Below are 26,518 nucleotides of genomic sequence, written 5' to 3' on the forward strand. Positions count from 1 at the left end.
GCAATGGAAACATGGATCATGTGGTTTGTCTTAGCGGGCCTAGTGCTGGGGCTAGAGCTTCTCACCGGCACTTTCTACCTGGTAGTCATCTCAATTGGGATGGCCGCGGCGGGCATCTCCGCCCTACTGGGGGCTAACGTTAGCTTGCAAGCTATCATTGCTGCAGTCATATGGGTGGTTTGCACCCTAATTCTGCGGAAGTCTCGCTTCGGTAAACCTCGTCATGTGCAAAGTGAATCTGATCCCAACGTCAATATCGACATCGGGCAAACAATCAAAGTGGATGCCTGGAGTTCAGAAAACACCGCACGAGCAACTTATCGTGGCGCCATGTGGGACGTTGAGCTGATCAGCGGTGAAGCTTCCGCTGGCACCTTCGTCATTCGTGAAGTTCGTGGCAACCGACTTTTGGTAGCAAAACCTTAACGGGAGACATCTTAGATGGACCTACAGTTCTTTACTCTAATTTCAGTTGTGATTCTTGTTGTAGCCGTAATCTTTGTACTTAAGACCGTCTACGTCGTCCCCCAGCAACACGCTTGGATCGTCGAACGCCTCGGCAAATACCATACGACGATGGGGCCAGGGCTGCATATCGTTGTCCCGTTCATTGACCGAGTTGGATATAAGCATGAGTTGAAAGAGATCCCTTTGGATGTCCCACCTCAGGTCTGCATCACCAAAGACAACACCCAATTGCAGGTTGATGGTATTCTATACTTCCAAGTAACCGATCCAATGCGCGCCTCATATGGTTCTTCGAACTATATTGCCGCGATCACGCAGCTTGCACAGACCACTTTGCGTTCTGTGATTGGTAAAATGGAACTGGATAAGACCTTCGAAGAACGTGATCACATTAATACGACAATCGTGAATGCAATTGACGAATCCGCCGCCAACTGGGGCGTCAAGGTTCTGCGTTATGAAATCAAAGATTTGACACCACCAAAAGAAATTCTGCATGCGATGCAGGCCCAAATCACGGCCGAGCGTGAAAAACGCGCCCTGATTGCGGCGTCTGAAGGTCGCAAGCAAGAACAGATCAATCTCGCTTCGGGTGAAAGAGAAGCTGCTATCGCAAAGTCTGAGGGTGAAAAACAGGCATCAATTAACAGAGCCGAGGGTCAGGCAGCTGCTATCCTATCAATTGCAGAAGCCAGTGCCGAGGCCCTAAGAAAGACGGCCGCGGCCATCCGTGAGCCTGGCGGAGCGGATGCTGTGAGTTTGAAGGTGGCTGAGCAGTATGTGAATGCATTTGGTGAGTTGGCTGCTACGAACAACTCTATCATCGTACCCGCGAATTTGAGTGATATGAGTGGGTTGATTGCTAGTGCGATGCAGATTGTGAAAACTCAGAAGTAGCAGACCTATATGAGGCCCGTATCTTACGGGTCACAAAAAAGCCTGACCATTTCTGATCAGGCTTCGATTTGGAATCAAAGGATATTATTCACATACTGCGGAGAAAGTTGCGGCGTTTGGAGCTCCCAATTTTTGGGCCGCTTTAGCAATGTCCTCTATTTTTGCCGTCTCAGAGGCTGAGCCTCGTCCATCCCACATAATCATGACTTGGCTATTACTACCTGTCCAAGCCGCTATCCCGCTACTTTCTTCGTTAAGCTTGAATGTGATAGCTTCCATAATTTCATTATTTAAATTGGCGGCCCCCGACATCGCTAGCAAAAGCACTTTATCAAATCCATTTACATCTAGCTTTAATTTATTCTTTTTACAGAAAGACTTTGCATGTTCTTCAGAAGAAAACTTAACCTTGGAGATCACGAAGGGCTTCTCATCACCATATTGAAGCTTCATCATGCTAGAGTTTGATTTGATCGCTCTAAAACCTGATATCTCAAGGTCTTTTAGATCATCAGCCAATACCGTAGAAAAACAGAAAAATGTAAGAACACCGGCCGCAACTTTTTTAAACATAATATCCTCCATAGCTTTTGTTTATGCAAAGCATGCCAACTGTCTCTATTTGAGAATTTGGCCCTTGAAGGTCGTATATTGCTTAATTCGACCTAAGCTCTTGTCTAAGGATTTTTGAAGTGCTGCCAAAAAAGGAATAACCATAAGGCATCTTGCTCAAACACTCATGTTTAGTTGGGAATCAATAGCTTTTGAACTCAACAAGGGTCGAAGAATAACGGCAGATCGCCAGATCTAAAAAATAAAAAAGCCACCTCAATGGGTGGCTTCTTTATTTTTAAAATTGGTAGTGAGAGGCATTAACGCACCGCCTACCCGTTTTTGATCGTTTTTCATGGTGTTTTCCCTCTGAAAATAGGTTTTTTGAGTTTTGCGTTTCAAGATGAAACAGTTCCCCGGGTAGGCGGTCCCAATAACAAAATGCCATAGGGAAAACGCACCAATTCCGTGACCTAATTGGCTGATATAAATTCTTTGAATTTGGGGTTTAAATTATTTAGACATAAAATTTAGCGACTTTATTTATCAACTCGCGCGCAATTTCAATAAATCTACGAGTCTTTCCTTTTAGAATGCCAGGAGAAAGGTCCACAACTCTCCTTCTCTTTAGATATAGCATCTCTCTTTAAAAAATCAAATTTCGAGCCGACTTTCCTAGAAAGTGTAAGTCATACACACTTTTCCCCATTAAATGGGTCACCTCTTTAGTTTTCCCAAAATAACTGATTCAATTTATGTATGGAGGAAAACATTATGAATAAGGAAGAAAGGAGTACAGACCTGAATTCTACAGAAAACAGGAAAAAACCGTTCATAGCAATAGATCGCATAGACATCTCAATTCATCGAAAGGCAGGGAAAGGATATCATGATATTAAAAAGCCACAACTTACCACGTCTATCTTGGAGAGAATCCATAAGAAGGCTTATTATCTATCTGCTTCTGGCGTGTTCTTGGGCCGAGGAAAGGGATCTGGCTTCACCAACGGTACAAAGCTATTCTTTCATTATTTAGGTCTCAAATATGAAGGCCAAGGAAAAAAATCCAAATACTTTAATACCAAAAATCAAATACCGGATAACCTCTTGATTAAAGCTCACGAAATAGAAACCCGTATTCCCTTTCCTACGTTTCAACTAGATCTCTGTGAAAATCTACTAGTAGATATTAGAAATAATTTGGATGACTCACTTCCAAAAGGCGAAATAGAATTTCGATGTTCGGGTCTTGAAGTCTACTTTGAAATCCCTAAAAATGCCGAAATAGAAAAGGTACGTGAGCGAATATACGAATACCTTTCTACAACATTTACTAGCGTACCTACTACAAGATCTCCACAATTAGGTCAGAATGGCCCCCTACAAGAGTGGAGCATTTATCTAAAGGAATATTCTTACAAAATCCCCGCAAGACTTACTACTTACTCAAAAGGCGATAGAACCAGAATTGAGTTAAAAATTGATAATATTCCCTGTAGATCCAGCACTACCTCGGATCTCATCAGTAGCCTAAAAAGGTATGCAACGGAAGCATCGGAAATACTCACTAAAGTCAGCATTGCTATCGAAGATTTACAATTCACCCAATGTCTTTACAATTTCGATAATAAGATATTCACTAGGCAAGTTCTTGGCCTGATTAATGGTAAAACGACATTAAGCTCAATTGGCCTGTTCTGTGAGCAAATACAAAAGGATGGCTATGTATTCATGCCAAAATCACAGGCCCAATACAAATCCTACAAATACTTCCTGAACAGACTGAGGCAGTTAGGTATAATATCAACTATTAAAGGTACCTCACTCGATGGAAGCACTATACAAGTATCTTCTAAAAAGAAGGGCCTATATCAATTAGACCCTAACTGGCAGAAGACACTTAAGAATGCAGTAAAAGCGAAACGACGAAATATACGAAAACAAAAGGTAGTCAATAAAGCAGCTACACAGAGAAGTAGTAACAGCAAAATCCACATAATAACTCAATCTCTTCTGAACCAGATAGCGACTATGCCACTGAGTCAACAGTCGAAAATATTATCAATACTCACCGCTACACATATCCCCACAACGATTAACTATTCATATCCAAAAACAGTAGCCGAGTATTTAGATCTGCATTCACCTAATATGTACAGATTACAAAACTCATTTCCAAAGAATAAGCCTAATCTATAAGGTATGGAATGGCTGCTCGGACAAGAGTTACTATTATTTGCACTGGCTCAAGAGAACAATCGTCTGAAGCATGAAGCTTCACGACGACTTGATTCGGATGAGCCAGTGCACACACAACAGGAATCTTGCCCTGGCCGCCCCGAGAAAATGAGCCTCCCCGACTTTAGGCTAGCTTACGAGCGATATTGGCTCTTCTCATTCCTCGATGAAGAAAACTACTCAGTAGAAGAGTTTTGTGAGATTCACGGAATATCAAGAAGGACATACTTCAATTTAAAATCAAAATTAAAATAGCCTACAGAGATATATAATCAATTATTTCAGTTAGTTGTGCTCATCAAGCAAATATTGACTACTGTCGCATAACTGTCGTAAAAGTGCCGTAGGTATGTCGTCACTGTTCTAATACAATTCGGTTTACTTTCATTCAAAACGAAAGGAACCAATATGGAAGAAAATATGGCTAAACATTTAGGCAGAGCAAAATTAGTTAAAAGACAACGTGCCGAACGGGCCTGGCCCCAGAGACAGCTAGCTGAAGCGGCCAAAGTTAATCTCCGAACAATTCAGCGCCTAGAAAGGGATGGCTCAGCGTCGTTCGAGACGCTATTGGCAGTTGCAGGGGCATTTGACATTGACGTCAAGGACCTCACCCCAAGCTCAAATGTTCGCAAAAAAGCAAAGCCACAAAAGAAAGTGCATCTTCTACCCCGCCTCACTTCAGGTAAAGACCTAGCATCAATCATAAGCGGTGCAGATCTATTTCAGGTTGAACGCGATGAGGCTGACGATAAAAGAGCGCAAGATGCTATGATATCAATTTTAGAACTTCTCAAAGGTGACATCGTCCGCTGGCATGATTCAGACCTAGCTGGAAAACTAAAAATCGAATTTGAAATTTCGGAAGAGATCAAAGGTCTAGAGAAGTTTGGTTTTTACTTGTTTGGAGTAAATAGAAATATTCCACGTGCCGGTGCCAAGACAAAAGAACGTCTATCAATGTGCACGATCTATATGAGCCATTCACGGTCCCCTAAAATTGTTCGAGATAAGAATTCCAATATGGTGATCCCGGCACTATTAACCGAAGTCGCAAGTTGACTGTATAAATTTCATTTTCGCTCTCTAACAGCTGTGCAGAAATAAAAAGCCTAATCTTCTCTTAGAGAGCGTCCTTTGTGTATGCGAATTCTATCTGTCGTTTTTCGATGGAAATTCGTAAAGGCACTTCCTCGTCCAAAAATCTAAAAGATTTAATACACAAAAAAGGAGATCAAATGGCACAACAAGTCCGAATTAAAATTACTTTCTTAGATAACGAGGACAGGTGTTTACGTTCTGTACAATTTACAGTTGATCCAGAGATGTCTCAAAGCTTCATACCATTGGATCTTATTACGAGTGCAAATATTCCCGTTGGAAACTTCACTCTACTTAGAGCAAATGGCACCACTGAAAAGTTGAATATCTTCACGAAAAACATCCTCTGCTCCACTCGAGACAAATCCAATGTCATCATTCGCGACTTTGCGTTTATTGGAAGTGATGAACTAGGCCCGGTGTTAGGTGCTGACTTTTTGGCGCTTTTCACTTACAGGATCCAAAATGACGAGATTTACCTCATCTGTCCCCGTTAACTCAATTTCAATCCACCCAAGTAGCTTTCTATCCCTAGGCGTATTAGATAATATTGAAATACAAAATGGTGTGTTGTCACACCAAGAAGCCGTTTGGGTTGCGATGTTATTCACAGACTCAGTCGGTCTGTCAAAAATCTCATGCCCTCTCACGACTTTCTTACGTACGTAATTTCTGTGGACGCCATAAGTCCACAATAGCTCAGATCGCGGAATCTCCTCAAGAGGTCGATCATAAGATGCCTCTATTCCGCCATGGGTAAATAACAGATAATCCGTCTCATGAAATACCGGCAGTGCAGAAAATATTTTACAACACTCCTCTATCTCAGCAGGAGTGCATATATTAAAAATGCTATTTTCCTCGTCCAAAGGAATACTGCCTCGAAATGCTTCCAATGCCATGTCTTCGTGATTCCCTAAAAGAACGACCCACGATGGATTCTGAGCCTTTCCCAGAGAAATCGCACGGACAACACCGAGGGGATCTTCCATGCGATCGATCATATCCCCCAGGAAAACTACATTCATTGCCTGAATCTCCTCTAATAGAGCCACCACTTTTCTTGCTATATCAGATCTCCCATGCAAATCCGGTACTGCAAAATAAAGAGATTTAAATGGCACCCCAAGGCGTTCCAAAAACAAGTGTTTAAGGTCACAACTTTTCAAATTGATACTCCCGGTTATAAGCTATTGATTTCAATTGAGCACAGATTCTGGGGCAAAACTTGGCATTAAGAAGCTAGGTTTTAGGAACGATGTCGGTTTTAGAAGATTTCACGATACGGGCAACCGATGTCTTTGAGATATTTAACGCCTTGGCCGTTTGCGAATAACTCAAACCTGACGCCAACAGACGATGTACCTCTTGGGCTATGCCTACAGCTAGCGGCGGTCGACCAGTCCTCCAACCGTTTCCAGTTTCTAATGCTTGCCTCTTTTTTGCGGCAAGTGCATTACGAATTCTATCGCGGGTGAGATTAACTTCTAATTCGGCAATCGCCGAAATTATCACTAGCATTGCCTGACCGATTGGCGCGGTAAGATCTAGATTTTCCCGTAACGAGATTACCTTAACATCATAGCCTGCCAACTCGTTAAATAGATTTAAAAGATGGCGCGTATCCCTCCCGATTCGATCAAGCGCGGCCACCACAACAATTTTAAATTTTCCTCTACGTGCATCTTTAATTAATTCATTCAATGCAGGCCGACTCTCCTTTCTGCCTGAGACGCCGTAGTCCACATAATCTTTAACTAACTCGAACGACCGAGCTTCGCAAAATGACTTACATGATGAAATTTGTGTTTGAGGGAATTCTTGAAGAAGCGTAGAAACTCGTGCGTATATTACCGCTTTTGTTTTTTTCGTTTCAATCATACACACTATCATATCAGATTTTTGACTAATTGCGAAAGATGGGTTAACATTAAAAAGCGCCATCTTTTATTTTCTCTTCAAAAAATAAACTTTCCTGAAGGAGTGACTATGACTACGAACTCTTCTGGCCTGCTTGTCTCAAACACCAAGGAAATGATTCAGAACATTCTCAAAAGCCAGAAAGAATTCAGTCTCGCTGAAACACAAGAACTTGAAGATAAAACTACATGGAAGGTGATAGTCGATGGACGATACTCACTTGTGATGAATCTATACTTGTTTCGAGGTTATCCCTTTTTGAATGTATCGATTGGCTTAGCAAACGTTCCTGAAAACAAGATTTCTTTGGTTGCCATCAAGGCTCTAGCGCTCAATGAGTATATGGGCCTAGCAGGAAGGTATGGGATGGACGGTTCAATATTATCATTGTCTTTTCAACTGCCACTTCCCGCTATTGATCGAGAATACGTTCAGTTTATTGTTCAACAGTCCCGCACCCTTGCGGACGACACATTGGCCGAGTTCAAAGAGAACTTCGATTTGGCTCCCCTGATGGTTACTCTAAATAGACAATCTCAACTCAATTAGTAGAGGTATTTCATGAAAACATCTTCGATCTTAGCGCTGCTTCTGGCAGTGACGGCATTTCTATTTTCAAATGAGACTCTTGCCCATAATAAGCTTGCAACTTGGGCAGAACAAAAATGCACTTTCGCCATCGAAATGCGTTCTTCGAGTAACAGACTACTTTCTTCTAACCACAGCATTCTTTGCCTTGTCGACGCCGTGAATGGCGCGGGATCTAGTGAAGAAAGTTCGGGATGTATTGCCACACTCCTAGGAAATTCAGAACCAGCCTATCGCCCTCCAGTCCCAACGGAACTTCTAACCTCTGCCGATGACGTGATTGCAAAAGGTAGGTGTACCTCTGCTTCTGTTGTGGATTTGCTTTTTTCCCGACCTATTTATCAAGCAGGTGGCCTCCCCTTACTAGAAGCTTTTAAATACACATCAGCGGCACGCCATAACCGGAAGACTCAAATCATCGTTGATAAAATCGGCGCAACAAATGTTGTGACTAGATTGGCGGCATCATTGGGCACCATTCTATAAATTTTGCGACTCAGCAATATTTTAAATAGTTGTTTCAAGATTGATCAATTTTTTCTCAAAGGAATACGATCATCCTGAGCGATCAAATCCCACCCATTCAGTCGACGGGATTTAATATTCAGTCGCCGGAATATTAGTCCAGTCAGCTATGCAGACTGACGATGAAATGGATATGAAGGTTATACTTGAAACCACACTAAAGAGAGAATTGAAAGCTCGGCGACTGACCATTAATGCTGTCGCCAAGGCTTGTTCTATGCCTATCAGCGTACTCCACGCATGGGTCAATGGTGTATTACCATCAGCCAAGAACCTACATCACATAGCCACGTTAGCTACCTACCTAGAAATTCCAGTTGCCACTCTTTTGTTCGGTGAAATGGAAAATAACAAGTCTGAAATTTCACTGTTTAGCTCTACATTCAAAGATGGAAAAAATGAATATCGCATGACAATCAAAAAGGTATTCAAAGAGTAGAGCAAGGCAACAAGGGGCAACTATGAACAACAACCAAATTGAAACTATTCTGCAATTAATTGGCTTATCCGCATTAATGTGGATGATAATTTCATTCTATTGTATGTTTTCCCCACAAATTCAGGTCGAGAAGAAAGTCAGAAAAATGAAGGCATCCGGCGAATTAAAACCAATACGCTTTCTGCCCCTTGCCAACATTAGAGAGATTAGTCATTCCGATTTCGTATCGTACTTCATTTATGCCAACTTAGTTCAAGATGCCGTTAATAAAGGCAATACTAATTACTCAAGCCTTGAAGTAACTAGAATGTTTAACTCTCTAAAATTTTACGCAAGCATCGCCTACTTCACAAAAAAACACAGGATATTGGCTATCTATCTTGCCCTATTGACGATACCGGTTGGTTTCATTCCACTGATTTTATTTTCTTTAGCAATGGGCGTGCATTTTAAATTAGCTTCAAAGGCTGAAGTTGCTGTTAATGAATACGTAAACGGCACGCTTATAAGGCATACATCTGGCGCCTCAACTTCGATTGTAGGGGTATCAGATGAACTTAAAAAGCTGGTTGAATTGAGACAGTCAGGTGCGCTATCCGATCAGGAGTTTTCGATACTCAAGGAGAAGTTAATTAAAGTGGGCTAAGGGAACTAGGTATGATTGCTGGACGTGTTTCAACAATTTTGGTTCTACTATCGACCATCGGTTGTCTAAATAATACAACCAACTCTTCATCGTCTTCGACTGAAAACTCCTGCTCAAATGAAGTCATCTACGAGTGGGATCCTGTTTTTAAGGAAACCAAAAAATATACCCACGAGATTAGCGAATATTCACAGACCTGCGTTAAAAAGAACCTCAAACTAACAGACTATGAACAAGGGTTAGATCGTCGCAAAAGACAAAACATCACTTGCACTCCGCAAAATATCGGCAAAGTCTGGATAAAAGCTTCGGACAACTTCTATACCTATCGGAATGATCGTATCTTGCTGGAACTTGACGGCACCACCGGGCAATTTCGCAGAATTACCTTAGGCATTACTTCTGATTCTCACTCCAGCGGCGCAGGCAAGCCTGCCTTCTCTCGCGACTTAGGTTGCTTTTACCTCAGGGAAGACCATGAAACCGAACTTCACAACCCCCAAGACTATGGAAAGCAGCTTCTATTAGATCTTGGCTCTATCGGCGCAAGCTCAGAAACGGTCGCTCCCCTCGAAATTTATCGCTATGAATTTTCTAGCCCAAATTGGCAAATGGTTCGATTCGATCAAAATGAGGATATCAGTGGAATCTTTTGCCCATATCTACTTACTCCTTGGGAGTTCTGTACCTACCTGCGAAACGGCAACTCAATGTATTTGCCTGATCTTACGGAAGCCCAAAACACAAGTTTGACCAATGAAGCAATCCTGATTCGATCAGAATTTAACTTCACTGAAATGAGTTCTGAATCCTTTAACCAAGTTTGGAATGATTCAATAAAGTCTGCTATTGAAACTTCCACTTTGGCCTTTAAGTACGCCCCAAGGACAATTGTGGATGTCCCAACCTATACTTGGGAGTCATGGCGAGATTATGTTATGGGGAATAGACCGTACATGCCGGACACTTCTAGCATATCCATACAAACCATCTGCTACCCTTCAACTAAAAAAGTCAGCTATTCAGATGGGAGCTTCGGATATATTGCAGGACAGACTTGCTATGATGGAAACGGCAACTACACATTTCAATAGGGATGTCTTTTAAATTGCGAATACCGACTTTAGAACGTTGACCAAGGCTTGAAGATCAACACCAGGATAGTCCTTCATAATGCTTTTGAATTGGTCTGCCGTAATTTGATTGACCTCACCCAGCGCAATTTCTAGGTCAACTTTGACAGTTGGCCCGATAGAAGGACGCTCATCACCCACGAGAGTCAACGCCACCTTCAAAATGTCATTGCGATGTTTCTTAATGTCTTTTGAATCCACGAATGCATCGGTCTTTTTTCTTTCGATAAGTTCGCGATGAGCCCTAGCTTTTAGGCAAATATTCCCCACAGAGTTTATTAGCGGCGTATTCTGTTCAGTTCTATATATGTTTTCTTTGATGAGCGAGAAGTACTCTTCATCTAACAAAATGGCCGACAACTTTATGCTCGCATCGTTAGTGATAGGAATGATATATTGCCCGTCATCCAAAACGATTTCGCTTTCGTTTCTGGCAAAAACCTCAACAATTTTTGGGTACTCCGCACCTACTGGGCTTGAAAAGCGATAGTATCTTGGTGAGCCTTCAGTGGCTTCTTTCACAGAATACTCACCAGCTTTTACATAGGCCGATATCCTTGCATTCAGTTCGCCAGATGTATTCGTTAAGATGACAAGGTCAATGTCTTTAGTTGGTCGAAACTCCAACTCTTGCTCTTCCATTAAAACTGAAGCGGCACTCCCGCCGATAATAACGAATTGATCTTCAAGACCTGCCATGTAACTACAGAAATGGTCGAAGCCATGAGGTTTTGCCATTTACTTGCTCTCCATTTCAATATCGTATTCGCGAAGCATTTCCTGAAGGGCAATTTGAACTCGGTCATCAACGTCATGCTTTAAAGAAAAGTATACCTCGATTGGATTCAAGCTATTCTTAATGGCAAACAGCTTAGGATCTTCCTTCCAAACTTCAATGAGCGTTCCGTCAGCAACCGTCTGTGCCATGAGACGTCCCGCAACTTTAAGAGCCTTGAAAATCTCACTAGTAATAGCAATCGTTTTCTTTTTTGGTTCAGCCAAGTTTGAATAATTAGCAAGAGCTGTTTCTCCCGCCAGAACATATTCGCTTTTCATGACCGGCACATTTTCTACTTCAATAACTCGGAGTAGTTTTCCAATTGGTAGCTTACCAACCGCCTTCCAAAGCTGCTGTTTTGGAAGGAATTGATATTCCTTCTTTGGCCCCTGCCCTTTGGTCACAAGCAGCTCTGCACGAACCAAGTCTCTGATGACCTCAGAAAACTTTGTGCGAGATATGTCTGTCTTTCCCTTTATTTCATCGAATAAATTCCCTTGAGAAAAGAACTCTGGAACCTGATCCGTCAAATATCCTGCGATGATCTTCAATGCCAGCGGCTTAAGTTCAAACTGTGCATTTTTAAGACCGACCCCATGATTCGTTTTTGCCTTAATCATTTTTCCGATGTCACCCTTCAATCCAATCTCTGGAATGAAGATGGTTTTGTCTTTGTAAAGAAATGAAATTTTTTCTCTTACCAACAATGGCCGAAATTTAGGGTTCACATCATCAGCGACAAGCACCGGGATGGTGTCGCCACGAAGCTTGCGAACAAATCGTAGGGCACTCATGATTTGCTCAAAGGCAAGCGCACGCTTTGGCGTCAGTAGGATCAATTCATATTGTTCAGGAGTTCCTACAGCCAACTGATAGCTGTTAAAGGCTTGCGTAATATAGACCGGCACCCCAGGGAGAATTAGCCCCTTGAGTTGGATTTTTTGGCCTAATGCCCCTTCTAGAAACGCTAAAGTCTGATGATGGTTCTTCATATGATTTATATCTAATATAATCATATATTTACATTTTATCAATTAATTACCTGAAATTTTAGTTATTTGATAGATAGATTGTATGTATATGTTTTTATTATGCTTTATTTATTGATATGATGATTCAATCACATTCAAAGACAACTACTGGACTAAATTTTAAGTTGTTTTTCCCGATAAAAATATGAGCATTGTCTTGATCTTCACTATAGGCCGGACAGCTTGCTACAGAAAGCCAGACTTCGGACTTCATTTTGAAATTACATCAATAGGAGCAGGAATAATGAGTGCAGCACTTGATATTAAGCTGACCAACGAAAATCAAGCGTGGGACCTGATAAAACAGCTCTCAACAAATACTTTTGACACAAAAGGTGCAAGAATATCTTTTGAGGATTTTCCAATCGTCAGAATTAAATATGAAGGACCAAGCTTCAATGGAACTGTATCCACTCGCCTCTGCGATGTGATCTATGAGCTACAGTATGAAGTCAATCGGATCTATGCCTTAGCGGTCTATGGTGATGAAACACATCTGCTATCTAAGGATGAAAAAGAGCAACTAGAAATTTTCGTGAAGGTGGCAGAAGGATCCTCTGATTTGATTGCAAATTTGGGGAAAGCATTTAATAAAATGGTAGAAGAGGGCATGAAAAGAATGGAATCGAAGCACATCGCAATAGTGTTAACCACTGCAACCGTTTCGTTGGGCGGATACTTTATCGCCGACCGCTATTTTCAATACAAAGAAGCTGCCAACAAAGAAGCCGTCACACAAACAATGACCACCCAGGAAACTGAAAGACTCAAAATCATTCGGGATATAGTCGCAGAAAAACCTGCGGTTGAGGCGGCGATATCTGCCGGGAAGTCACTAGGCGACAAAGCTGTGAAAGCAATTAAGCCGGATGAAACTGTTGAAAAAGAAGGTGAAAAATTAAACTATGCCGATGTTCGCGAAAAATTCAAAAGAACTCGAAATACTCCAGAGGAAATTGAATTTACAGGACTCTATTATGTAAAAGAGGTAAAGGTATCAGAACACGGTGAGTTTTTTGCGACTTTAGAATCTACTGAATCAGGCGAAATTTGTACGGCAAAAATTGCTGGAACCGAAAGCAGGCTCAAGGACGGAATTCTCTCTGCGCTTGGATCAAGACAATCCATCGGTCTTACCATTCAAGGTCGGCAGTACAAAAACACAAGAAAAGACTGTGTTATTGTTAGCTTTGGCGCAGAAGCTTAAATGAGCGGGGAGCAACTAAGCGCTCCCTTGCTGCTTCTACAACTTCTTTAAATAACCCATCTCAGCCAAATTAAAGAACTGGGATTTTAGATCGACAGCAAATGGAGCCGAGTCTATTACTACACCCGCCTCAATGTTTCGATGGTGTGCCGCTTGTGTAAAGTTGGCTGAGGTTATTAATATCCGCTCTGAGTCGGCAATGATACACTTAGCGTGCATCGAAGATCGTTGTCCCTCTTTCAAATCAAGTGTCCTTGGATCATAGTAAATTTCTGGAAGCCGAACACCTGGCCACTGTTTTTTTTGAAAATCTGATTTAAATTTGGCCAGAACTGCAACTTCTGCAGACGTGTTACCCTCGCGACGGACATCTACAAAGAAAGTTACAGAAAAAGAAGGATCCGAATCTAACTTAGTCGCCAAATCTTTGAAAATTTCCTTACCCTGGTAGAACGCGAAACCAACAATAACTATTTCGTTCTTTGCTCCACGAAAAAGTTCCTGCGCCATCACAGCCGTATCTCTCAATGTAGAATTGAGAGCCTCTGGCCCCGTCCATACCAGTTCTATATTTCCCTTGGCGCCACTTTTAGATTTTAAATTCTCAAGGATCTGCTTCAGGCTAAAAACAACCTGTTCCTTTGAGAAATTATGCTCCTCGTACTTAGAGAAGACCTCGCGCCAATACTCCACCTTCTCCCCTTCAAAAATCTCCTGTAGAAGAAAAGAATTCATGGGAATATCCCATCTTCCGCTTTCAAAATTGACAATTATCTTCTCTAAATCTGCTATATTCATTTTACGATCCCAAAAAATTCACAGCCGAGATCTTCGATTGTTGGAACGACAAGTGATCTATCAAGATAGTTATTGCTCATCTCACATGAAGTCTCAGCAATAAGAAGGCAACCGTGGCAAGCAGCCCCCAATAGATATTTATCATCCAAGTTGTGGTCTGGAGCATGCTGAGAACATATTGGGTCATTAGAGCAAAGTTCACCCATTTCAAGAGCAATCTTAATGTATTTGTGAATATCGCGACCCGATTCAATTAGCCCGCCAAGAGTACCCTCTGAGTCGGGTGAGCCCGTGTAAAGGAGAACACCGTAGCCATGCTTGGAACAGTAAATTCTTTCTTTAATAGAACTTGCCGGGTAGCCACACTCAAGAGAAACCGCCGTAATTAACATGTGCGAAAACGAATGAAGCATATAGTAGGCAATCCCCGGAAATTTGCTTAAATCAAATTCTTGCTCTTTCTCAAGATAAAGCCGTCTCATTCCATCAATTAGTTGCTGACTTCTCTCAACAACCTTAGGACGATTCGCCCACTCCTTGACCTTTTCCTTATCAAATCCAATGAAGATACCTTCGCCACGATTTTCCACAGTAGGAACCCAAGAAACACTTCCCAGGGATAGAGATGCGCGATGAACGGATTCGTTTTCCTCAAGCTCCCCGTCAATTCCTAAGCTCAGCTTGTCTATGCGGGTAAACCCAACTAGAGATCTCACTTCTCTCAATCTATGAACTAAGACCAATCTACTAAATCTATCCATGAAAGGGGCACTACCCCAATTTTCTCTTTTGATGGCTTTTGAATAAAAATTCCCGGCAGGCCAATCTTGCCCCACTTCGTCTTCAGATGAGAAGAGTGTTTCAAATTCAGCATCCTTTAGTGTTACCTGTTGAGGATTCTGACCGGTTTTCTTGATCGCCAGTATACATTCCCAAACTTCTTGATTGGAATACTCTTTAAAGTCTTCCTTAAGCATCGGGATAGTTCTAAAAGCGTCTAACTGAACAATGTCGGTCAAATTGCCTATCATGTTCAAATGTTTGAGTACAACGTCTCCAAGAGTGATATTTTGCTTTGGCGGAATAGAGATTACACTCAAAACTTGGGGAAAATAAATGTTGGATGCATTTCTAATCACTAAGCGAGATAGTTCACTACATTCCTCTTGCGCACCAAAACCCAACCACGGTCGTTTCCCCTGACAGAAGCCTAATCCATCTGGTGCTGGCTCTTTAGCTTCTTCCAGATGCCTACTGGCGCCACAAGAACAAGACACTATTATATCGGAAGCGTCTCCTGTATTTCCAACCTCGGTAAACCGATAGATCGGAACTTTACACTCTCTTTGTCCATGATGAATAAATCCCTTCCAGTCAATGTCATCAATATGACCTCTGCGGCAGGCCCTTAGGAAGCGAACAGGAACAACGGAATACGTATTTCCTTCATCATCTTTGAACTTCTGACGATCAACCAATCCCTTAGGTACCAAAAAACGATCGCGGGTATCTTGTATTTGCGTGGTGATAAACCAATCGGGAAACCGATGTGCTCTCATACCCGAAGTATCCGTACCGTATGTTTCAACTTGCATCGGGGGATTCCTAAGGGATGAAACATGCTGAAGGCCCGGAATACGACAAACTTTCTCTAGAAGACGTGGCTCTTGAATTAGACCATCCGCTTGAATGCCATCAAGCCCCGCAACGATGACTGAATACTTTGGCAAATCTAATAATGCCCCCGGCCCGAAGGTGGTAATGATTTGGCTCTGCCGAACTTCACCATGCGCTTTTCTCGTCATCTAGTCCTCCAAATCCTGATCGTTCATACCCTTGACCCATATATTCACTGTTGGCTCTACTTCACGCATGGAGCGATTTGCCCGAAATTTTAAATAATAATTAGGAAGGTCATCCAGTTTCGGATCCAGATACTGATGTATAAGTGAGTGATCACCATCGGTGTATGTCAGCTCCTCATTTCTTTCTTCAGCAAATTTTAAGATTTTTTCCCAGTCATCCAAAAGCGAGTTAAGTCGCTTTTGCAAACTTATACTGGTCGCTTGGTTAGATCCAGTCGCGCCTAATCTATGCAAGATGAGATTGGAAACGACAGCTCCAAGTTCATTCTTCTTACTAGCAATTTTACCAGCATCAAGCTCCTGTCTCATCCCATCAATCAAATGACGAACAATAGACAAGTAAGTACCTGCTAGTCCTTTATCCAAAGCTTTAGTTGAAAAAGGTGTGACACTTGTTGTCTCAACATCACGATAATAACTCTGGTGATAAGGAACAAATCTTTCATAAAGCGATCTATCCCTATGCCTATGGATATTATAGAGCGTAACAACAAGCCCCGGCGTTGAGCCCCGACCTACCCGGCTTGATGCCTGAATGTATTCAGAGGTTGTCTTAGGCTGACCAAATACAAGCATCAATCCAAGCCTGGTAATATCGAGACCCACAGAAATCATATTCGTAGCTATGGCAACATTTACAAATTCATTGTTTCCATGCGGTCTAGAAAGTCTGTGTTTTGCTAAAGCAACACGCGCCGTATCTTCTCGAGATGTAAGCTCAAGAACTTCAAACTTAATAACTCGATTTGCAAGGATGTCAGAATGTGGTTCGCTTTCTCGCTTTCTAAACGCTGAATAGTTTCTTAACTTAGAATTTACCTCGTCCTCGATAATCCGTCTTGCCCCTCCAAGCTCCCTAAGTGAATTGAAGTAGCCAAGAGCTGTCATATATGGATCAACAACGGTGCTATTTCCAGTCAGATCAAGCTGTTTTTGGGCAGCACTCATACTTGATAGATATGACTTAGATAAAAGGTTCTTAGTTGAGCGACCTTGGGCTGCGATTCCTACATACAATCGGCCCGGACTCTCCTTTGTTACAGGGACAGTTTTCGCAAAGAATGAGTCCTTTGATGTAACACCTGGAACCGGAAAAATATCAACCGCACTTCTTCCATAAAGTGCTTTAACTTGCTTCTGCGCATGTCTTACGGTTGCGGTTGAAGCAATGATCTTGGCCTTTATCTTCTTGCCGTCAACCGTTCTTGATGAAAGCTCGTCGACGGCAGTTTCATAAAGACCTACCATTGTACCAAGTGGCCCCGAAATAAGGTGAAGCTCATCTTGAATGATAAGATCTAATGGTTTCAATTCTCCGGCCAGCCTTTGAGCACCAGCCTGATTTTCTGTAGACGAGAAAAATCCCAAATCTTTATGAAATTTATCAACACGCCCAAAGAGTTTTCCAACTTTTTCTTCCCACGGCATCGAGGCTAACTTATCTACAGTTGAAATAATAAAACATGGAAGCTTTCGATAGATTTCTTCATCTACAACTACTAACGGCAATTTTCCAAATTTACTGGCCGTAAAATCACATTCACGATTATTACATATTACTTTCAACTCCATGGGAATATCATTGTTATCAAACTTAAAGCTATGATCTTTATGCAGCCGTTCCCCACACCAACAACAATTCTCTAAAGGCACAGGAGATTTCCCGTTACTATTTTGATAAGCCCTCAGCATATCTCGTGCACTATCTGACCTATTCAAACCTTTTTTGCCAAACTTGTTAGGCGTGCCAGCTTTTCCAACCCAAAGACCAATTTCATAAGGCGATTCGCCTAGGTTCCATTTCGTCTTTTGGTCACGGCGAACTTTTTCAAGAGCACAAATCAAAGTTGTTGCTCGCTCAAGCTGATCGAGCGTTAAAAGTCTCAGTGTATATCTCATCAAGACACTCACGCCTGCAGAGGTAATCGTTGGGTCAACTAGTCGTCTATAGACAAGAGTGAAAGCTACCACACCAAGGTATGCCTCCGTCTTACCGCCACCTGTAGGGAAATATAGCAGATCAACAGTGTCCCGCTCAGAATCCGCAGGATTGATAATCCCTTTAAGATTCATCAATACAAATGCAAGCTGGAAAGTTCTCCACTTGGGAGTATCTGATCTTCTCTTCTTCGCAGCTTCGGCCATTACAAGGTTTGCTACTTTGAAAGATTCAAGGACATTGTTGTTTTGCAAAAGATTGATGCCATCTTCAATTCTTTTAAGAGCAAAATTATATTTTCCAACAAGGTAATTTCCAGTATCTTCTCGTTTTTTTATTCCCTTCGGAATCAGTACGGATTGTTTCTTAATCCATTGCTTGTAGTCTTCCAAAAGAGGTGAAAGTTTAACCTTGGCTGCTTCAAAACTATCGAGTTTCGCAAGCTCTTCCATACGAAGCTCGAGACCTTCTGTATCGTGAGACTGTACTCCCTCAACTTCGTACGAGGGCATCCAAGAGGTGGTGATCTTGTTGCAAGAACCATCTTGGGCTTCAAAAAGAGCGGCGACACCATGTCCAGTGGCATATTCATGGATGTTAGCGAATTGAAGATCAGCAATGCTGTCATCTGGATCGGTTGATTCTAAGGCTCGAAGATTTGGACGAGGACAGAATCCATGAGCCGCATGAATTTCCATTTCAGCTTGGAACATAAAGGAATCATCAGGGAGAACAGCGTTCTTGATAGGTTTTCTATTTACCAAAAATACTGAAAGCGATTTTGTTCCATCTTCAAGTAGATTGTAAGAATCGCTAGCAAGGTTTAAAATCTTTTGATTAACGATCAATTCAACTTCGTTGGTAACTGCAAATCTTTGATTAACATCGCTTGAAAGAACAACTTTAACTGTTTTTTCAATATGGATTCTCGGCCAAATAGTTTTGTCGCCTTCTTGCTGAGGCCTGTATTCGCCCCAGCGACAAACGACTTCAAATTCTTTGGTTTCTTTTTTGAGAAGGAAACTCATTCCAATAGAAGAAGGAAATCTCTTAATGAGTGAGTTGGCTTCATCTCCACCAGACTCAGCGTTATCATCAGTATCGTCAGGGCTAACATTGGCATCATCTTCTTCAACATCAACTTGAATCTTTGAACCATGAGGAACCAGAAACCCTGTCAGGTAATAAGCAGACGGCGGAACACTCAAAACCTCTTGGAGATATTTTTGTTCAGAATTATGACTGGGCCCAATTAAGTCAAGATTCATTGCATCGACAATATTTTCTCTTATATCGGTGGATTTCATTTTTAAGCCTCAACCTTGCTAGTTGGGAAGTATAGCTCTTCTACTAGACTGTTTAATTTTTCCATTGATGGTTTATCCTCTCCTTCCTCAAGGATTGTCTTAACTTCATCAGTTATTTGCTTTACAAGAGAACTATCTATCTCGCTAATTTTAGGGAATGGCATCCGCTCCACGATGCTAGGTTTAACCTGAGCCATTGCTTTTCCTTTTTCCTGAGCTAGGAGTTGATAAATTTTGGAAAATACTGAAGAGTTTAAAATGCCAATAACAAAATATACATATTCATCGAATTCAGATTTTAAACCAAACCCATAAACACCATCGCTAAAATATTGATTATCGAAATCCAGGCTAACGATCACTTCATCCTCTGTTACAACTCCTACAATCTTATATTTCTTTAAAAATAAAGATTCTTGTCTCGGTCTGTGTAAACGATAGATGGAGTGCTTACCTGCGGAAACTTCTGTACATTTTATTTTATCCGAAAATGAGTCTATCCATTTTTTGATATTGGGATATAAAATTATATCCGTGTTGGTGTCTGTGTAGATAAGTCTTTCGTCAGTATCAATAATTCTAAAGCGCTTAATGGACGTTCCGCCTGTTAAGACTGGCTTGATGAGCTTTTCCTCTAAAAAATTGCTGCTAGCAATAGAGGATGTGACAATAAACGCATCCTTGAAATCAGGACTAACCCCTCTCTGAATACCATCGTCATCTACAATATCTAAGAGCAACGAAAACTCAGGTCGATTGTACAAGTCTAAAAGCTTTTCGTACTGTTCTGGGCTTGATGTTATGAATATTTTTGACGGCAATTTTTCAAACAAGTCGTTCCCAGTTAATTTATGCCATTTCCCATCAGTAAAAAGATTTTTCATCTTTTCCTGAAGAGTCTTTATTTCTGAAACATCAGAGACAATACAATTTTTTGCAGATAAATCCTTTTTGCTAGCAACAAAAATGGCTGAGGCCCTTGTTACGCCATCAAATGCCTCTCCCAAGCTCGCTAAAAAATTAACATTAAAGTTTTGCAGGATCACATTTCTTAAATTCTGCACGTCGTCTTGATAGAAAAGAACATCGGGAAGAACAAAAGCAAGCGATCCTTTGGTATTTAGGAGTTTTTCCGCTTTAGAGATAAAAAACATATAAGAATCAATCATTCGCACGATAATGTTTGGAAACGATGACTTTAGGAAGTCCTTTTCACGAACCGATAGTTCAGCTCCCCAGGGTGGGTTTCCAACAAAACAATCAAATCCAGATTGGTCTCTAGAAAAGACTTCTGGAAACTCTAGCTCCCAATGGAATGTTACGGTGAAAGGCGTAGAATTAGTTAATTGATCCAGGCAATATCTTTTCAACCTTTCATAATCATTGGCAGAGTAGTAGTTCGAGATTATTAGAGAGTGAGTCTCAAGATTTTTTGTACGCTCTTTTTCGTTTTTTCCATCGAAAAAACACTTTAGCGCAAGATTCCCGACAAGCCTTAATGGCTCAAGTCTTTCTAGGTATTCTGTTTCCACTAGCTTGAGGGCATCATAATTTTGTTCATCTGTAGCATTGATAATTTCATCACGAGCTTCTAGGGCCTCATCTAATTGATTCTTTGCATATTGAAACAGTGGCAAGTCTTCGGTTCTGCTCGCATAATCAAAGGCAAGAATCTGCTTGTTTGTTAATCCAATAAGTGAATCACCATGCTTCAAGTTATGGTCTAAAAAGCTGAACGAATGATCTTTAGCAAGAGTTATAAGCCAAAGAGAAAGTTTGGCTAAGTTGACGGCCATGTAATTTTTGTCTACACCATAAAGACATTTTTGCGTAATGACTCTCCTTGCATGGAGTAAGTCATCTTCATCTTTTCCAACTGAAATATGAACTTTATGTTCAGACCAAGACTCAATTAGTTTTTCTGATAGTTGTCGACAAGTTTCTACTAAGAATGCGCCAGACCCCATCGAAGGGTCGCAAATTTTTAATTCAAGTATCTGTTCAGGTGTTGGGCTAGAACCTAGTTTATCAAGGATTGGATCGAGAACAGCGCGAACAATGGGAGCTGTAATATCTCGCGGCGTGTAGTGAGAACCCGACCTCCTTCGTGCTTCACTCGGAACAAGTATCATTGCCCCCTTGGACAAAATGAAGGGAGTAGCCCTTCTGTCAATCCATTTATCAAGTGCATTCTCAAGTTGTGCTATGGTTTTACATTCATTAAATTCTTTTTTTGCCTTGTCAGACAATTTTAACTCAGAGACTTCAATGAGTTTTTTAGCTTTGTCTTTTGTAGCCAAAATCTCATCGAGGTTAATTGGCAAAGGAGCTCCATGAGACTTCGCTGGCTTTAAAGCAATAGTTTCGCCCTCGGATTGGCCAAGCTCGAATCCCATCATAGTTTCGTAAACAGAGCCAATCTGCTCTACATCGAGAGTTCGATAAGAGATTCGCTCTCCTTTTAAGACAAGAAGATTTTTAAGAACTCTAAAAACAACTCCATCAGAAATTTTTGGAGCCTTGTTGTATAACTGATCTTTTGAATCTCTTCCTTCAAGGAATAGGTAAATACTCGGATCAAATAAGTGACCATGCCTTGCTGGTAAAACTACTTTTCCTTTTTCGGAATCGTACTCAGCACCGTCATAGATGAGTCGGAATAAAGAAATTAAATGCGCCCATGCCCCGTAACGGCTATCCATAGTGTCTGGATTCTGAGCCTCATCTTGTCTAAGTCTTTCATAAAGCCCTGCAAGCGAGTAACTACTTTGATAGACCTCGTCAGTAGCCAATAAATTGCGATCTTCGGCATACATGATGAAGACCATGCGAAGTAAAGTTGTTAATAGACCCTCATAAATAAGCTGAGGATTCTCTTTGAGCGTTTTCTCTAAGAGTTTACCACTTTCATCATCGTTAGCTGTCTGAAAGCCCCTTAGGAGCTCATAAAGAGCAGCCAAAACTTGCCCAGAGAGTTCAATTGAAACTTGGGCCTGATATTTACGACTAAGCTCTAAAATCTCAATGAGCGATTGCCCCTTGGGGGAATTAAAAACCTTCGCATCGGATAGCAGTTCCCTAAATGCAGAAAATACCAATCTACCTGAAGATTGATACATGATTTTAAAAGGAAAATCTATGTAACCGGACGATTCACCCCGTGGCGCAAAAATCAAGCGTAGCTGTTTTTTAGAAACGATAATCCCAGTCGAAACCTGCTTCTCACGGAGAAGTCTCTCAAATTTAAAATGGGGGCTTGAGTTCCAGCTATCTTCGGTCAAGGCAGACTTATCAAAATCGTCTTGATCTAATTCTTGAATTAAAATGCATTTTCCATCATTCACATGGGCCACATAAGTTGGCACAATTACTTCACCAAACTGAGGATGGGAGAACGAATACTGAGCAATGACGGTTTGATCTGAATTTAGATCAGACTCACGCCAGTTTAATACTTTGAAAAATAACTCCCGGATATTTTCAAAACCTGTGAATTCAGGGATATCATTTACCGGCTTAGTGACAAGAGTTAGAAACTCTTTTTGCTCAGAAATAACATTTTCATTTATGACAACTTGCGCGCTCTCCAAAGCATTTGGAGCAAACACCAATCCGGTCGGGTTTAAATACCCAATCCATTGCTGATGATATTCGATGACCTTATTTGAAGCCATATTACACCCCGCCCTCAGGCCACAAATAGACTAATCCTAATTTTTCAACTCTTGGAGGGTGATATTCGTAAAGCCTTTTAACTTTTTCCGGCTCCTCGATGATCTCAACTTTAAGCCACTCAATCTTTTGCAACAGAGCACGTCTGTCAGCCTCGAACTGATACTTTTCTCTTGCAGATAAATTTTCTAATTGAACCTGAAGACTCATTTGGGCACCAACATCCCCCATTTCAAATGAAAGTTGCCCTTTGCTCATCAGCTTCTCCTGCTCTACCGGATCACCAATACCCAAATCCTTTTTGATTCTACCAAGCTGTTTTTCCAATAACTCTTTCAAGGACTTGGACTCTTCGTCGGCTCTCTTTTCTAAAGCCTCCTGAACTTCAACAACTCTAATTGAAAGTTTCTTAATAATATCCTCAGCTAAAGAATCGAAATCCTCTTTAAGATGCTTTTTCACGAGTGATGCATCTACCTTTGGAAAAGTTTCTTGCAGCAGTGCTTTATGAAGGAACAATAATGACGAAGCTTCCCCTACCTCTTTAAATGTCTCGATTCCCTTTGAGCGATCCTTTGATTTCCACTCAGCAGAAATCGGAATAATTTCTTCATGCAGCCTGCCCGCACCATTTTTACTAAAGAACAGAAGGCGAGTCAGCAGAACTGCCCTCGGCCTTTGTACCTTACTAGGAATCACACATACTCGACTTAAACCATCTTGAACGAAACCTTGTGCGGAAAATTTGTTCAGTAATCTTTTAACTAGCCTGTGCTCAAGATGAAGATGAACTTTTTCATCTGAGATATTTTCTTGGTCCTTGAATACGATCGGACGATAACTGGTTTCTGCGCGCCAATCCGCTGGCTTTTGATCTCTCTTTTTTGGAGGTCGAAGCGTATCCAGCGTCCCCTGCCAAGTAGAATCCTTCATCTTCTCCGTGATGCTGGGGAACATAAGGCCATTCTCTACTGGCTGCAAAAGCGGTAGCCCAGATAGCTTAAGCGAACAATTTAATGCAGCTTTGAGATAATCTTCTTCCATTGAAATAGCTTTTTGCGACTTTTTCAAAAGCGCTTTCATTTTTTCAATTTTTTCTACAACTTTGTCTTTACGCTTGTCCCTTGCAATCTCTAGCTCTTCCTCGACAATCTTCCTTTTCATTTCATCTTGGGTAACTTGGTTGATTTTAGTTACAGCATTTTCCACCGTTCTCAAATCAATGCCGTTTTCCAAAATTGCTGAAAACTGTGGATCGAGAACTTGAGACAAACTACCTAATTGCTCACGAATGGTCTGTGTTTTACGGATCAGCGTTGAGAGAACTTTATCTTCAGGTCGGTGTAGATATGCGAAGTATCGACAGAATACCTCCTTGTTTGGCTGAAGCTTTCTATCTATACGACCATTTCTTTGCTCAAGACGCCCCGGATTCCAAGGGATATCATAATGGAAAAGGTTCCAACAATGGGTCTGTAAATTTAAACCTTCTCTTGCAGCATCAGTTGCAATCAAAATTCTCAACTTATTTTTTGCAGGATTCTCATTGAAAGATCTTTTGATTTCCTCCCGCTGCTGCATAGAAGTTGATCCCTGAAAAATAGCGATACGCTCTTGAAAGTCCACTTGGTTTTCAAAGAATTGGTCCAGCTGATTTTTGATATATACTTTCGTGTCCTCATACTCTGTGAAGATAATAACCCTTAAGTCATTCCAGTTTTTCTTATTAGGACAGAGATTTTTAACAATCCAGTCGAGCAAATAAGTCATCTTGCCATCTTTTTGATAGCGATTCTTTTCAGCTACAGCCATCATCTCGCTCAGAAGATTCTGCTCTATCTTTATAAGATCAGCAGCGGCATCCTCGCTGCTAAAATTGGTCAATTCTTCAATCTTTGAAGTCTCCAGTTTTTCAAGCTCATCAGATTCAATTTCCGCAAACTCGTTATCTTGATCTATACCGGTTTTTATAAATAAGTAGTTTTCCTCATCAAAACGCTTAGTGATCTGCGTTTTCTCTTTCGCGGCCTTATCAAAAGCTGCCTTATGAACCTTGAGAGTTTTAAAGAATGCCTCGGGTGAAGATAGAAGCCTTTGTTGCAATCCAACTAATACCAATCCTGACGACGCCCTAGCTCTGGCCTTCGATTGTTTCAACCGCTCTTCTTTAGCCTCTTTGTACTGTTGCAACAAATTAGAAAGCTTAATTTCAAGCCAAGTATCTTCACTTATTGAAATCGCCTCAACTTTTCGCGTCGGGAAGCCATCAACAATATCGCGCAAATCTTCTTTTAACCGACGAACCATAATTTCGTCGATCATCTTTTGATCTCGGATCTTTTCCGATGGGAAGAAACGATTTGGATCAAGAATAGAAAGTAGTGTTGAAAAACTATTAGAATGTCCATTGTGTGGTGTTGCTGACAAAAACAGTCTATGCTCAAATCGAGGCGAAAGATCTTTGATAGCCTTAGTAAACTGACTCTCGACTCCATAGCTACCGTCACTTGAAGGAGCCGCATGATGTGCCTCATCTAAAATCAACAGTGACCGTCCTCTAAACTCTGTTAGCCAATCACGAAGCAATGAAGTGAATTCATCATCAATTAACATCCTATGTGAAACAAGAAAACGCGAATGCGTTTCCCAAGGATTTACAGCCCAACCGCGTTCTTGTCTGATTTTTGAAATATACTTTTTATCCATGATCTCAAAAACGAGACCAAACCTATTTTCAAGCTCATCTTTCCATTGATAAAGCATGGATGGTGGAGCAAAGACCACGATGTCCTTCGCCTTTTTGCGAATAAGAAGTTCTCGAGCGATCAATCCTGCTTCGATGGTTTTACCGAGACCGACGTCATCTGCTATAAAAAGATTCACCCTGGGAAGTTTGAGAGCTTTCCAAAGTGGTTCAAGCTGATAAGGTTCGATCTTGATCCCAGATCTAAACGGTGCCTGGAAAAGCTCCGGATCTGTAGATGTAATCGAATTCCAATTTAAGTTATGATAAAAGGCAGAGAACACTTTAGGATCGTCGAACGTTCTTTTAGCAAGGTCAGCCCACTGCTGTCCATAATCAGCAATTTTGTCGTGTTCTTTTTCCCAAAGAACCGTTAACTGCTGCCCCTGGGCATCATCATCTATACAGCTCAATGAAACAATATGAGCCGAGTCTTTCGAGATAGGTGGTTTTGGCGCAACCACATCCTCAACAATATACTGTCTTTGACGAATGAAAACCGCACTTCCAATTTCTGGAATCAAATTCATAAAACAACTTCCCTGTTTCAACTCGCTAATCTTCAATGGCAATAGGATGCTTTAACTGAAGACCGACAAGCTACCTTGCTCGCCTTTTTACAAATTATATAAACAAACTTTACTGAACAATTAAACCATCTTAAAGCCCAA

The 26,518-nt window shown here is 41.3% G+C and carries 21 protein-coding genes; 11 read left to right on the forward strand and 10 right to left on the reverse strand.

Annotated features, from left to right (window positions below; genetic code table 11):
• Nucleotides 1-3 precede the first annotated feature (3 nt).
• Together ACNQKP_RS10595 and ACNQKP_RS10600 are read left to right on the forward strand one after the other, a co-directional pair.
• Complete coding sequence (locus ACNQKP_RS10595) at nt 4-426, forward strand: NfeD family protein (protein ID WP_417864708.1); 423 nt, start codon at nt 4-6, stop codon at nt 424-426.
• Between the two features lie 150 nt (nt 427-576).
• Nucleotides 577-1,365, forward strand: coding sequence for an SPFH domain-containing protein (locus ACNQKP_RS10600; RefSeq protein ID WP_417864709.1), 789 nt, complete (start codon nt 577-579; stop codon nt 1,363-1,365).
• 84 nt (nt 1,366-1,449) lie between these two features.
• On the opposite strand, the gene ACNQKP_RS10605 is transcribed toward ACNQKP_RS10600, so the two are convergent.
• The gene (locus ACNQKP_RS10605) at nt 1,450-1,938 is read right to left on the reverse strand and encodes a hypothetical protein (protein ID WP_417864710.1); all 489 of its coding nucleotides are present in this window, start codon (nt 1,936-1,938) and stop codon (nt 1,450-1,452) included.
• 753 nt (nt 1,939-2,691) lie between these two features.
• Between ACNQKP_RS10605 and ACNQKP_RS10610 the strand changes: the two genes are divergently transcribed.
• The 3 genes from ACNQKP_RS10610 to ACNQKP_RS10620 all read left to right on the forward strand — a co-directional run bounded on the left by ACNQKP_RS10610 (nt 2,692) and on the right by ACNQKP_RS10620 (nt 5,217).
• A complete protein-coding gene (locus ACNQKP_RS10610) occupies nt 2,692-4,116 on the forward strand; it encodes a hypothetical protein (protein ID WP_417864711.1) in 1,425 nt (474 codons plus the stop codon).
• A gap of 3 nt (nt 4,117-4,119) precedes the next feature.
• Nucleotides 4,120-4,410, forward strand: coding sequence for a hypothetical protein (locus tag ACNQKP_RS10615; RefSeq protein WP_417864712.1), 291 nt, complete (start codon nt 4,120-4,122; stop codon nt 4,408-4,410).
• 153 nt (nt 4,411-4,563) lie between these two features.
• A complete protein-coding gene (locus tag ACNQKP_RS10620; RefSeq protein ID WP_417864713.1) occupies nt 4,564-5,217 on the forward strand; it encodes a helix-turn-helix domain-containing protein in 654 nt (217 codons plus the stop codon).
• 461 nt (nt 5,218-5,678) lie between these two features.
• Here ACNQKP_RS10620 and ACNQKP_RS10625 read toward each other — a convergent pair whose 3' ends face one another.
• Nucleotides 5,679-6,425 carry a metallophosphoesterase gene (locus ACNQKP_RS10625; protein WP_417864714.1) on the reverse strand — a complete coding sequence of 249 codons (747 nt, stop codon included), beginning with the start codon at nt 6,423-6,425 and terminating at the stop codon, nt 5,679-5,681.
• A 73-nt stretch (nt 6,426-6,498) separates the two neighbouring features.
• A complete protein-coding gene (locus ACNQKP_RS10630) occupies nt 6,499-7,137 on the reverse strand; it encodes a recombinase family protein (protein WP_417864715.1) in 639 nt (212 codons plus the stop codon).
• 108 nt (nt 7,138-7,245) lie between these two features.
• Here ACNQKP_RS10630 and ACNQKP_RS10635 point away from each other — a divergent pair, with 108 nt between their 5' ends.
• The 5 genes from ACNQKP_RS10635 (at nt 7,246) to ACNQKP_RS10655 (ending at nt 10,468) form a co-directional block, all read left to right on the forward strand.
• Nucleotides 7,246-7,725, forward strand: coding sequence for a hypothetical protein (locus ACNQKP_RS10635; protein WP_417864716.1), 480 nt, complete (start codon nt 7,246-7,248; stop codon nt 7,723-7,725).
• 12 nt (nt 7,726-7,737) lie between these two features.
• A complete protein-coding gene (locus ACNQKP_RS10640; RefSeq protein ID WP_417864717.1) occupies nt 7,738-8,250 on the forward strand; it encodes a hypothetical protein in 513 nt (170 codons plus the stop codon).
• 166 nt (nt 8,251-8,416) lie between these two features.
• On the forward strand, nt 8,417-8,728 hold the full coding sequence (locus ACNQKP_RS10645) for a helix-turn-helix domain-containing protein (RefSeq protein WP_417864718.1): 312 nt from the start codon (nt 8,417-8,419) through the stop codon (nt 8,726-8,728).
• A 22-nt stretch (nt 8,729-8,750) separates the two neighbouring features.
• Nucleotides 8,751-9,374 (forward strand): SHOCT domain-containing protein, encoded by a 624-nt coding sequence (locus ACNQKP_RS10650; protein WP_417864719.1) that lies wholly within the window; start codon nt 8,751-8,753, stop codon nt 9,372-9,374.
• Nucleotides 9,375-9,385: 11 nt separating this feature from the next.
• Nucleotides 9,386-10,468 (forward strand): hypothetical protein, encoded by a 1,083-nt coding sequence (locus tag ACNQKP_RS10655; RefSeq protein ID WP_417864720.1) that lies wholly within the window; start codon nt 9,386-9,388, stop codon nt 10,466-10,468.
• Between the two features lie 9 nt (nt 10,469-10,477).
• Here ACNQKP_RS10655 and ACNQKP_RS10660 read toward each other — a convergent pair whose 3' ends face one another.
• Both ACNQKP_RS10660 and ACNQKP_RS10665 read right to left on the reverse strand, forming a co-directional pair.
• Nucleotides 10,478-11,245, reverse strand: a complete 768-nt coding sequence (locus ACNQKP_RS10660; protein ID WP_417864721.1) for a hypothetical protein — start codon at nt 11,243-11,245, stop codon at nt 10,478-10,480.
• Nucleotides 11,246-12,277, reverse strand: coding sequence for a hypothetical protein (locus ACNQKP_RS10665; RefSeq protein WP_417864722.1), 1,032 nt, complete (start codon nt 12,275-12,277; stop codon nt 11,246-11,248).
• Between the two features lie 283 nt (nt 12,278-12,560).
• Here ACNQKP_RS10665 and ACNQKP_RS10670 point away from each other — a divergent pair, with 283 nt between their 5' ends.
• Entirely contained in the window at nt 12,561-13,523 is a 963-nt protein-coding gene (locus ACNQKP_RS10670; RefSeq protein ID WP_417864723.1) for a hypothetical protein, read from the forward strand.
• A 36-nt stretch (nt 13,524-13,559) separates the two neighbouring features.
• Here the strand turns inward: ACNQKP_RS10670 and drmC are convergent, their stop codons facing one another.
• The 5 genes from drmC to drmD are packed head-to-tail and all read right to left on the reverse strand — an operon-like array spanning nt 13,560 to nt 26,377.
• Entirely contained in the window at nt 13,560-14,321 is a 762-nt protein-coding gene (drmC, locus tag ACNQKP_RS10675) for a DISARM system phospholipase D-like protein DrmC (RefSeq protein WP_417864724.1), read from the reverse strand.
• A complete protein-coding gene (drmB, locus tag ACNQKP_RS10680; RefSeq protein ID WP_417864725.1) occupies nt 14,318-16,126 on the reverse strand; it encodes a DrmB family protein in 1,809 nt (602 codons plus the stop codon). The genes drmC and drmB overlap by 4 nt, the downstream gene beginning before the upstream one ends.
• On the reverse strand, nt 16,127-19,432 hold the full coding sequence (gene drmA / locus ACNQKP_RS10685) for a DISARM system helicase DrmA (protein WP_417864726.1): 3,306 nt from the start codon (nt 19,430-19,432) through the stop codon (nt 16,127-16,129).
• A gap of 2 nt (nt 19,433-19,434) precedes the next feature.
• Nucleotides 19,435-23,106, reverse strand: a complete 3,672-nt coding sequence (locus ACNQKP_RS10690; RefSeq protein WP_417864727.1) for an Eco57I restriction-modification methylase domain-containing protein — start codon at nt 23,104-23,106, stop codon at nt 19,435-19,437.
• 1 nt (nt 23,107) lies between these two features.
• Nucleotides 23,108-26,377, reverse strand: coding sequence for a DISARM system SNF2-like helicase DrmD (gene drmD / locus ACNQKP_RS10695; RefSeq protein ID WP_417864728.1), 3,270 nt, complete (start codon nt 26,375-26,377; stop codon nt 23,108-23,110).
• Between the last annotated feature and the right edge of the window lie 141 nt (nt 26,378-26,518).

This window comes from Bdellovibrio bacteriovorus, from assembly GCF_048286975.1.
Taxonomy (GTDB): domain Bacteria; phylum Bdellovibrionota; class Bdellovibrionia; order Bdellovibrionales; family Bdellovibrionaceae; genus Bdellovibrio; species Bdellovibrio bacteriovorus_H.

Coding starts and splice junctions, on each gene's coding strand:
- ACNQKP_RS10595 (WP_417864708.1), top strand. CDS start 4: ATGGAAACATGGATCATGTGGTTTGTCTTAGCGGGCCTAGTGCTGGGG.
- ACNQKP_RS10600 (WP_417864709.1), top strand. CDS start 577: ATGGGGCCAGGGCTGCATATCGTTGTCCCGTTCATTGACCGAGTTGGA.
- ACNQKP_RS10605 (WP_417864710.1), bottom strand. CDS start 1,938: ATGTTTAAAAAAGTTGCGGCCGGTGTTCTTACATTTTTCTGTTTTTCT.
- ACNQKP_RS10610 (WP_417864711.1), top strand. CDS start 2,692: ATGAATAAGGAAGAAAGGAGTACAGACCTGAATTCTACAGAAAACAGG.
- ACNQKP_RS10615 (WP_417864712.1), top strand. CDS start 4,120: ATGGAATGGCTGCTCGGACAAGAGTTACTATTATTTGCACTGGCTCAA.
- ACNQKP_RS10620 (WP_417864713.1), top strand. CDS start 4,564: ATGGAAGAAAATATGGCTAAACATTTAGGCAGAGCAAAATTAGTTAAA.
- ACNQKP_RS10630 (WP_417864715.1), bottom strand. CDS start 7,137: ATGATTGAAACGAAAAAAACAAAAGCGGTAATATACGCACGAGTTTCT.
- ACNQKP_RS10635 (WP_417864716.1), top strand. CDS start 7,246: ATGACTACGAACTCTTCTGGCCTGCTTGTCTCAAACACCAAGGAAATG.
- ACNQKP_RS10640 (WP_417864717.1), top strand. CDS start 7,738: ATGAAAACATCTTCGATCTTAGCGCTGCTTCTGGCAGTGACGGCATTT.
- ACNQKP_RS10645 (WP_417864718.1), top strand. CDS start 8,417: ATGGATATGAAGGTTATACTTGAAACCACACTAAAGAGAGAATTGAAA.
- ACNQKP_RS10650 (WP_417864719.1), top strand. CDS start 8,751: ATGAACAACAACCAAATTGAAACTATTCTGCAATTAATTGGCTTATCC.
- ACNQKP_RS10655 (WP_417864720.1), top strand. CDS start 9,386: ATGATTGCTGGACGTGTTTCAACAATTTTGGTTCTACTATCGACCATC.
- ACNQKP_RS10660 (WP_417864721.1), bottom strand. CDS start 11,245: ATGGCAAAACCTCATGGCTTCGACCATTTCTGTAGTTACATGGCAGGT.
- ACNQKP_RS10665 (WP_417864722.1), bottom strand. CDS start 12,277: ATGAAGAACCATCATCAGACTTTAGCGTTTCTAGAAGGGGCATTAGGC.
- ACNQKP_RS10670 (WP_417864723.1), top strand. CDS start 12,561: ATGAGTGCAGCACTTGATATTAAGCTGACCAACGAAAATCAAGCGTGG.
- drmC (WP_417864724.1), bottom strand. CDS start 14,321: ATGAATATAGCAGATTTAGAGAAGATAATTGTCAATTTTGAAAGCGGA.
- drmB (WP_417864725.1), bottom strand. CDS start 16,126: ATGACGAGAAAAGCGCATGGTGAAGTTCGGCAGAGCCAAATCATTACC.
- drmA (WP_417864726.1), bottom strand. CDS start 19,432: ATGAAATCCACCGATATAAGAGAAAATATTGTCGATGCAATGAATCTT.
- ACNQKP_RS10690 (WP_417864727.1), bottom strand. CDS start 23,106: ATGGCTTCAAATAAGGTCATCGAATATCATCAGCAATGGATTGGGTAT.
- drmD (WP_417864728.1), bottom strand. CDS start 26,377: ATGAATTTGATTCCAGAAATTGGAAGTGCGGTTTTCATTCGTCAAAGA.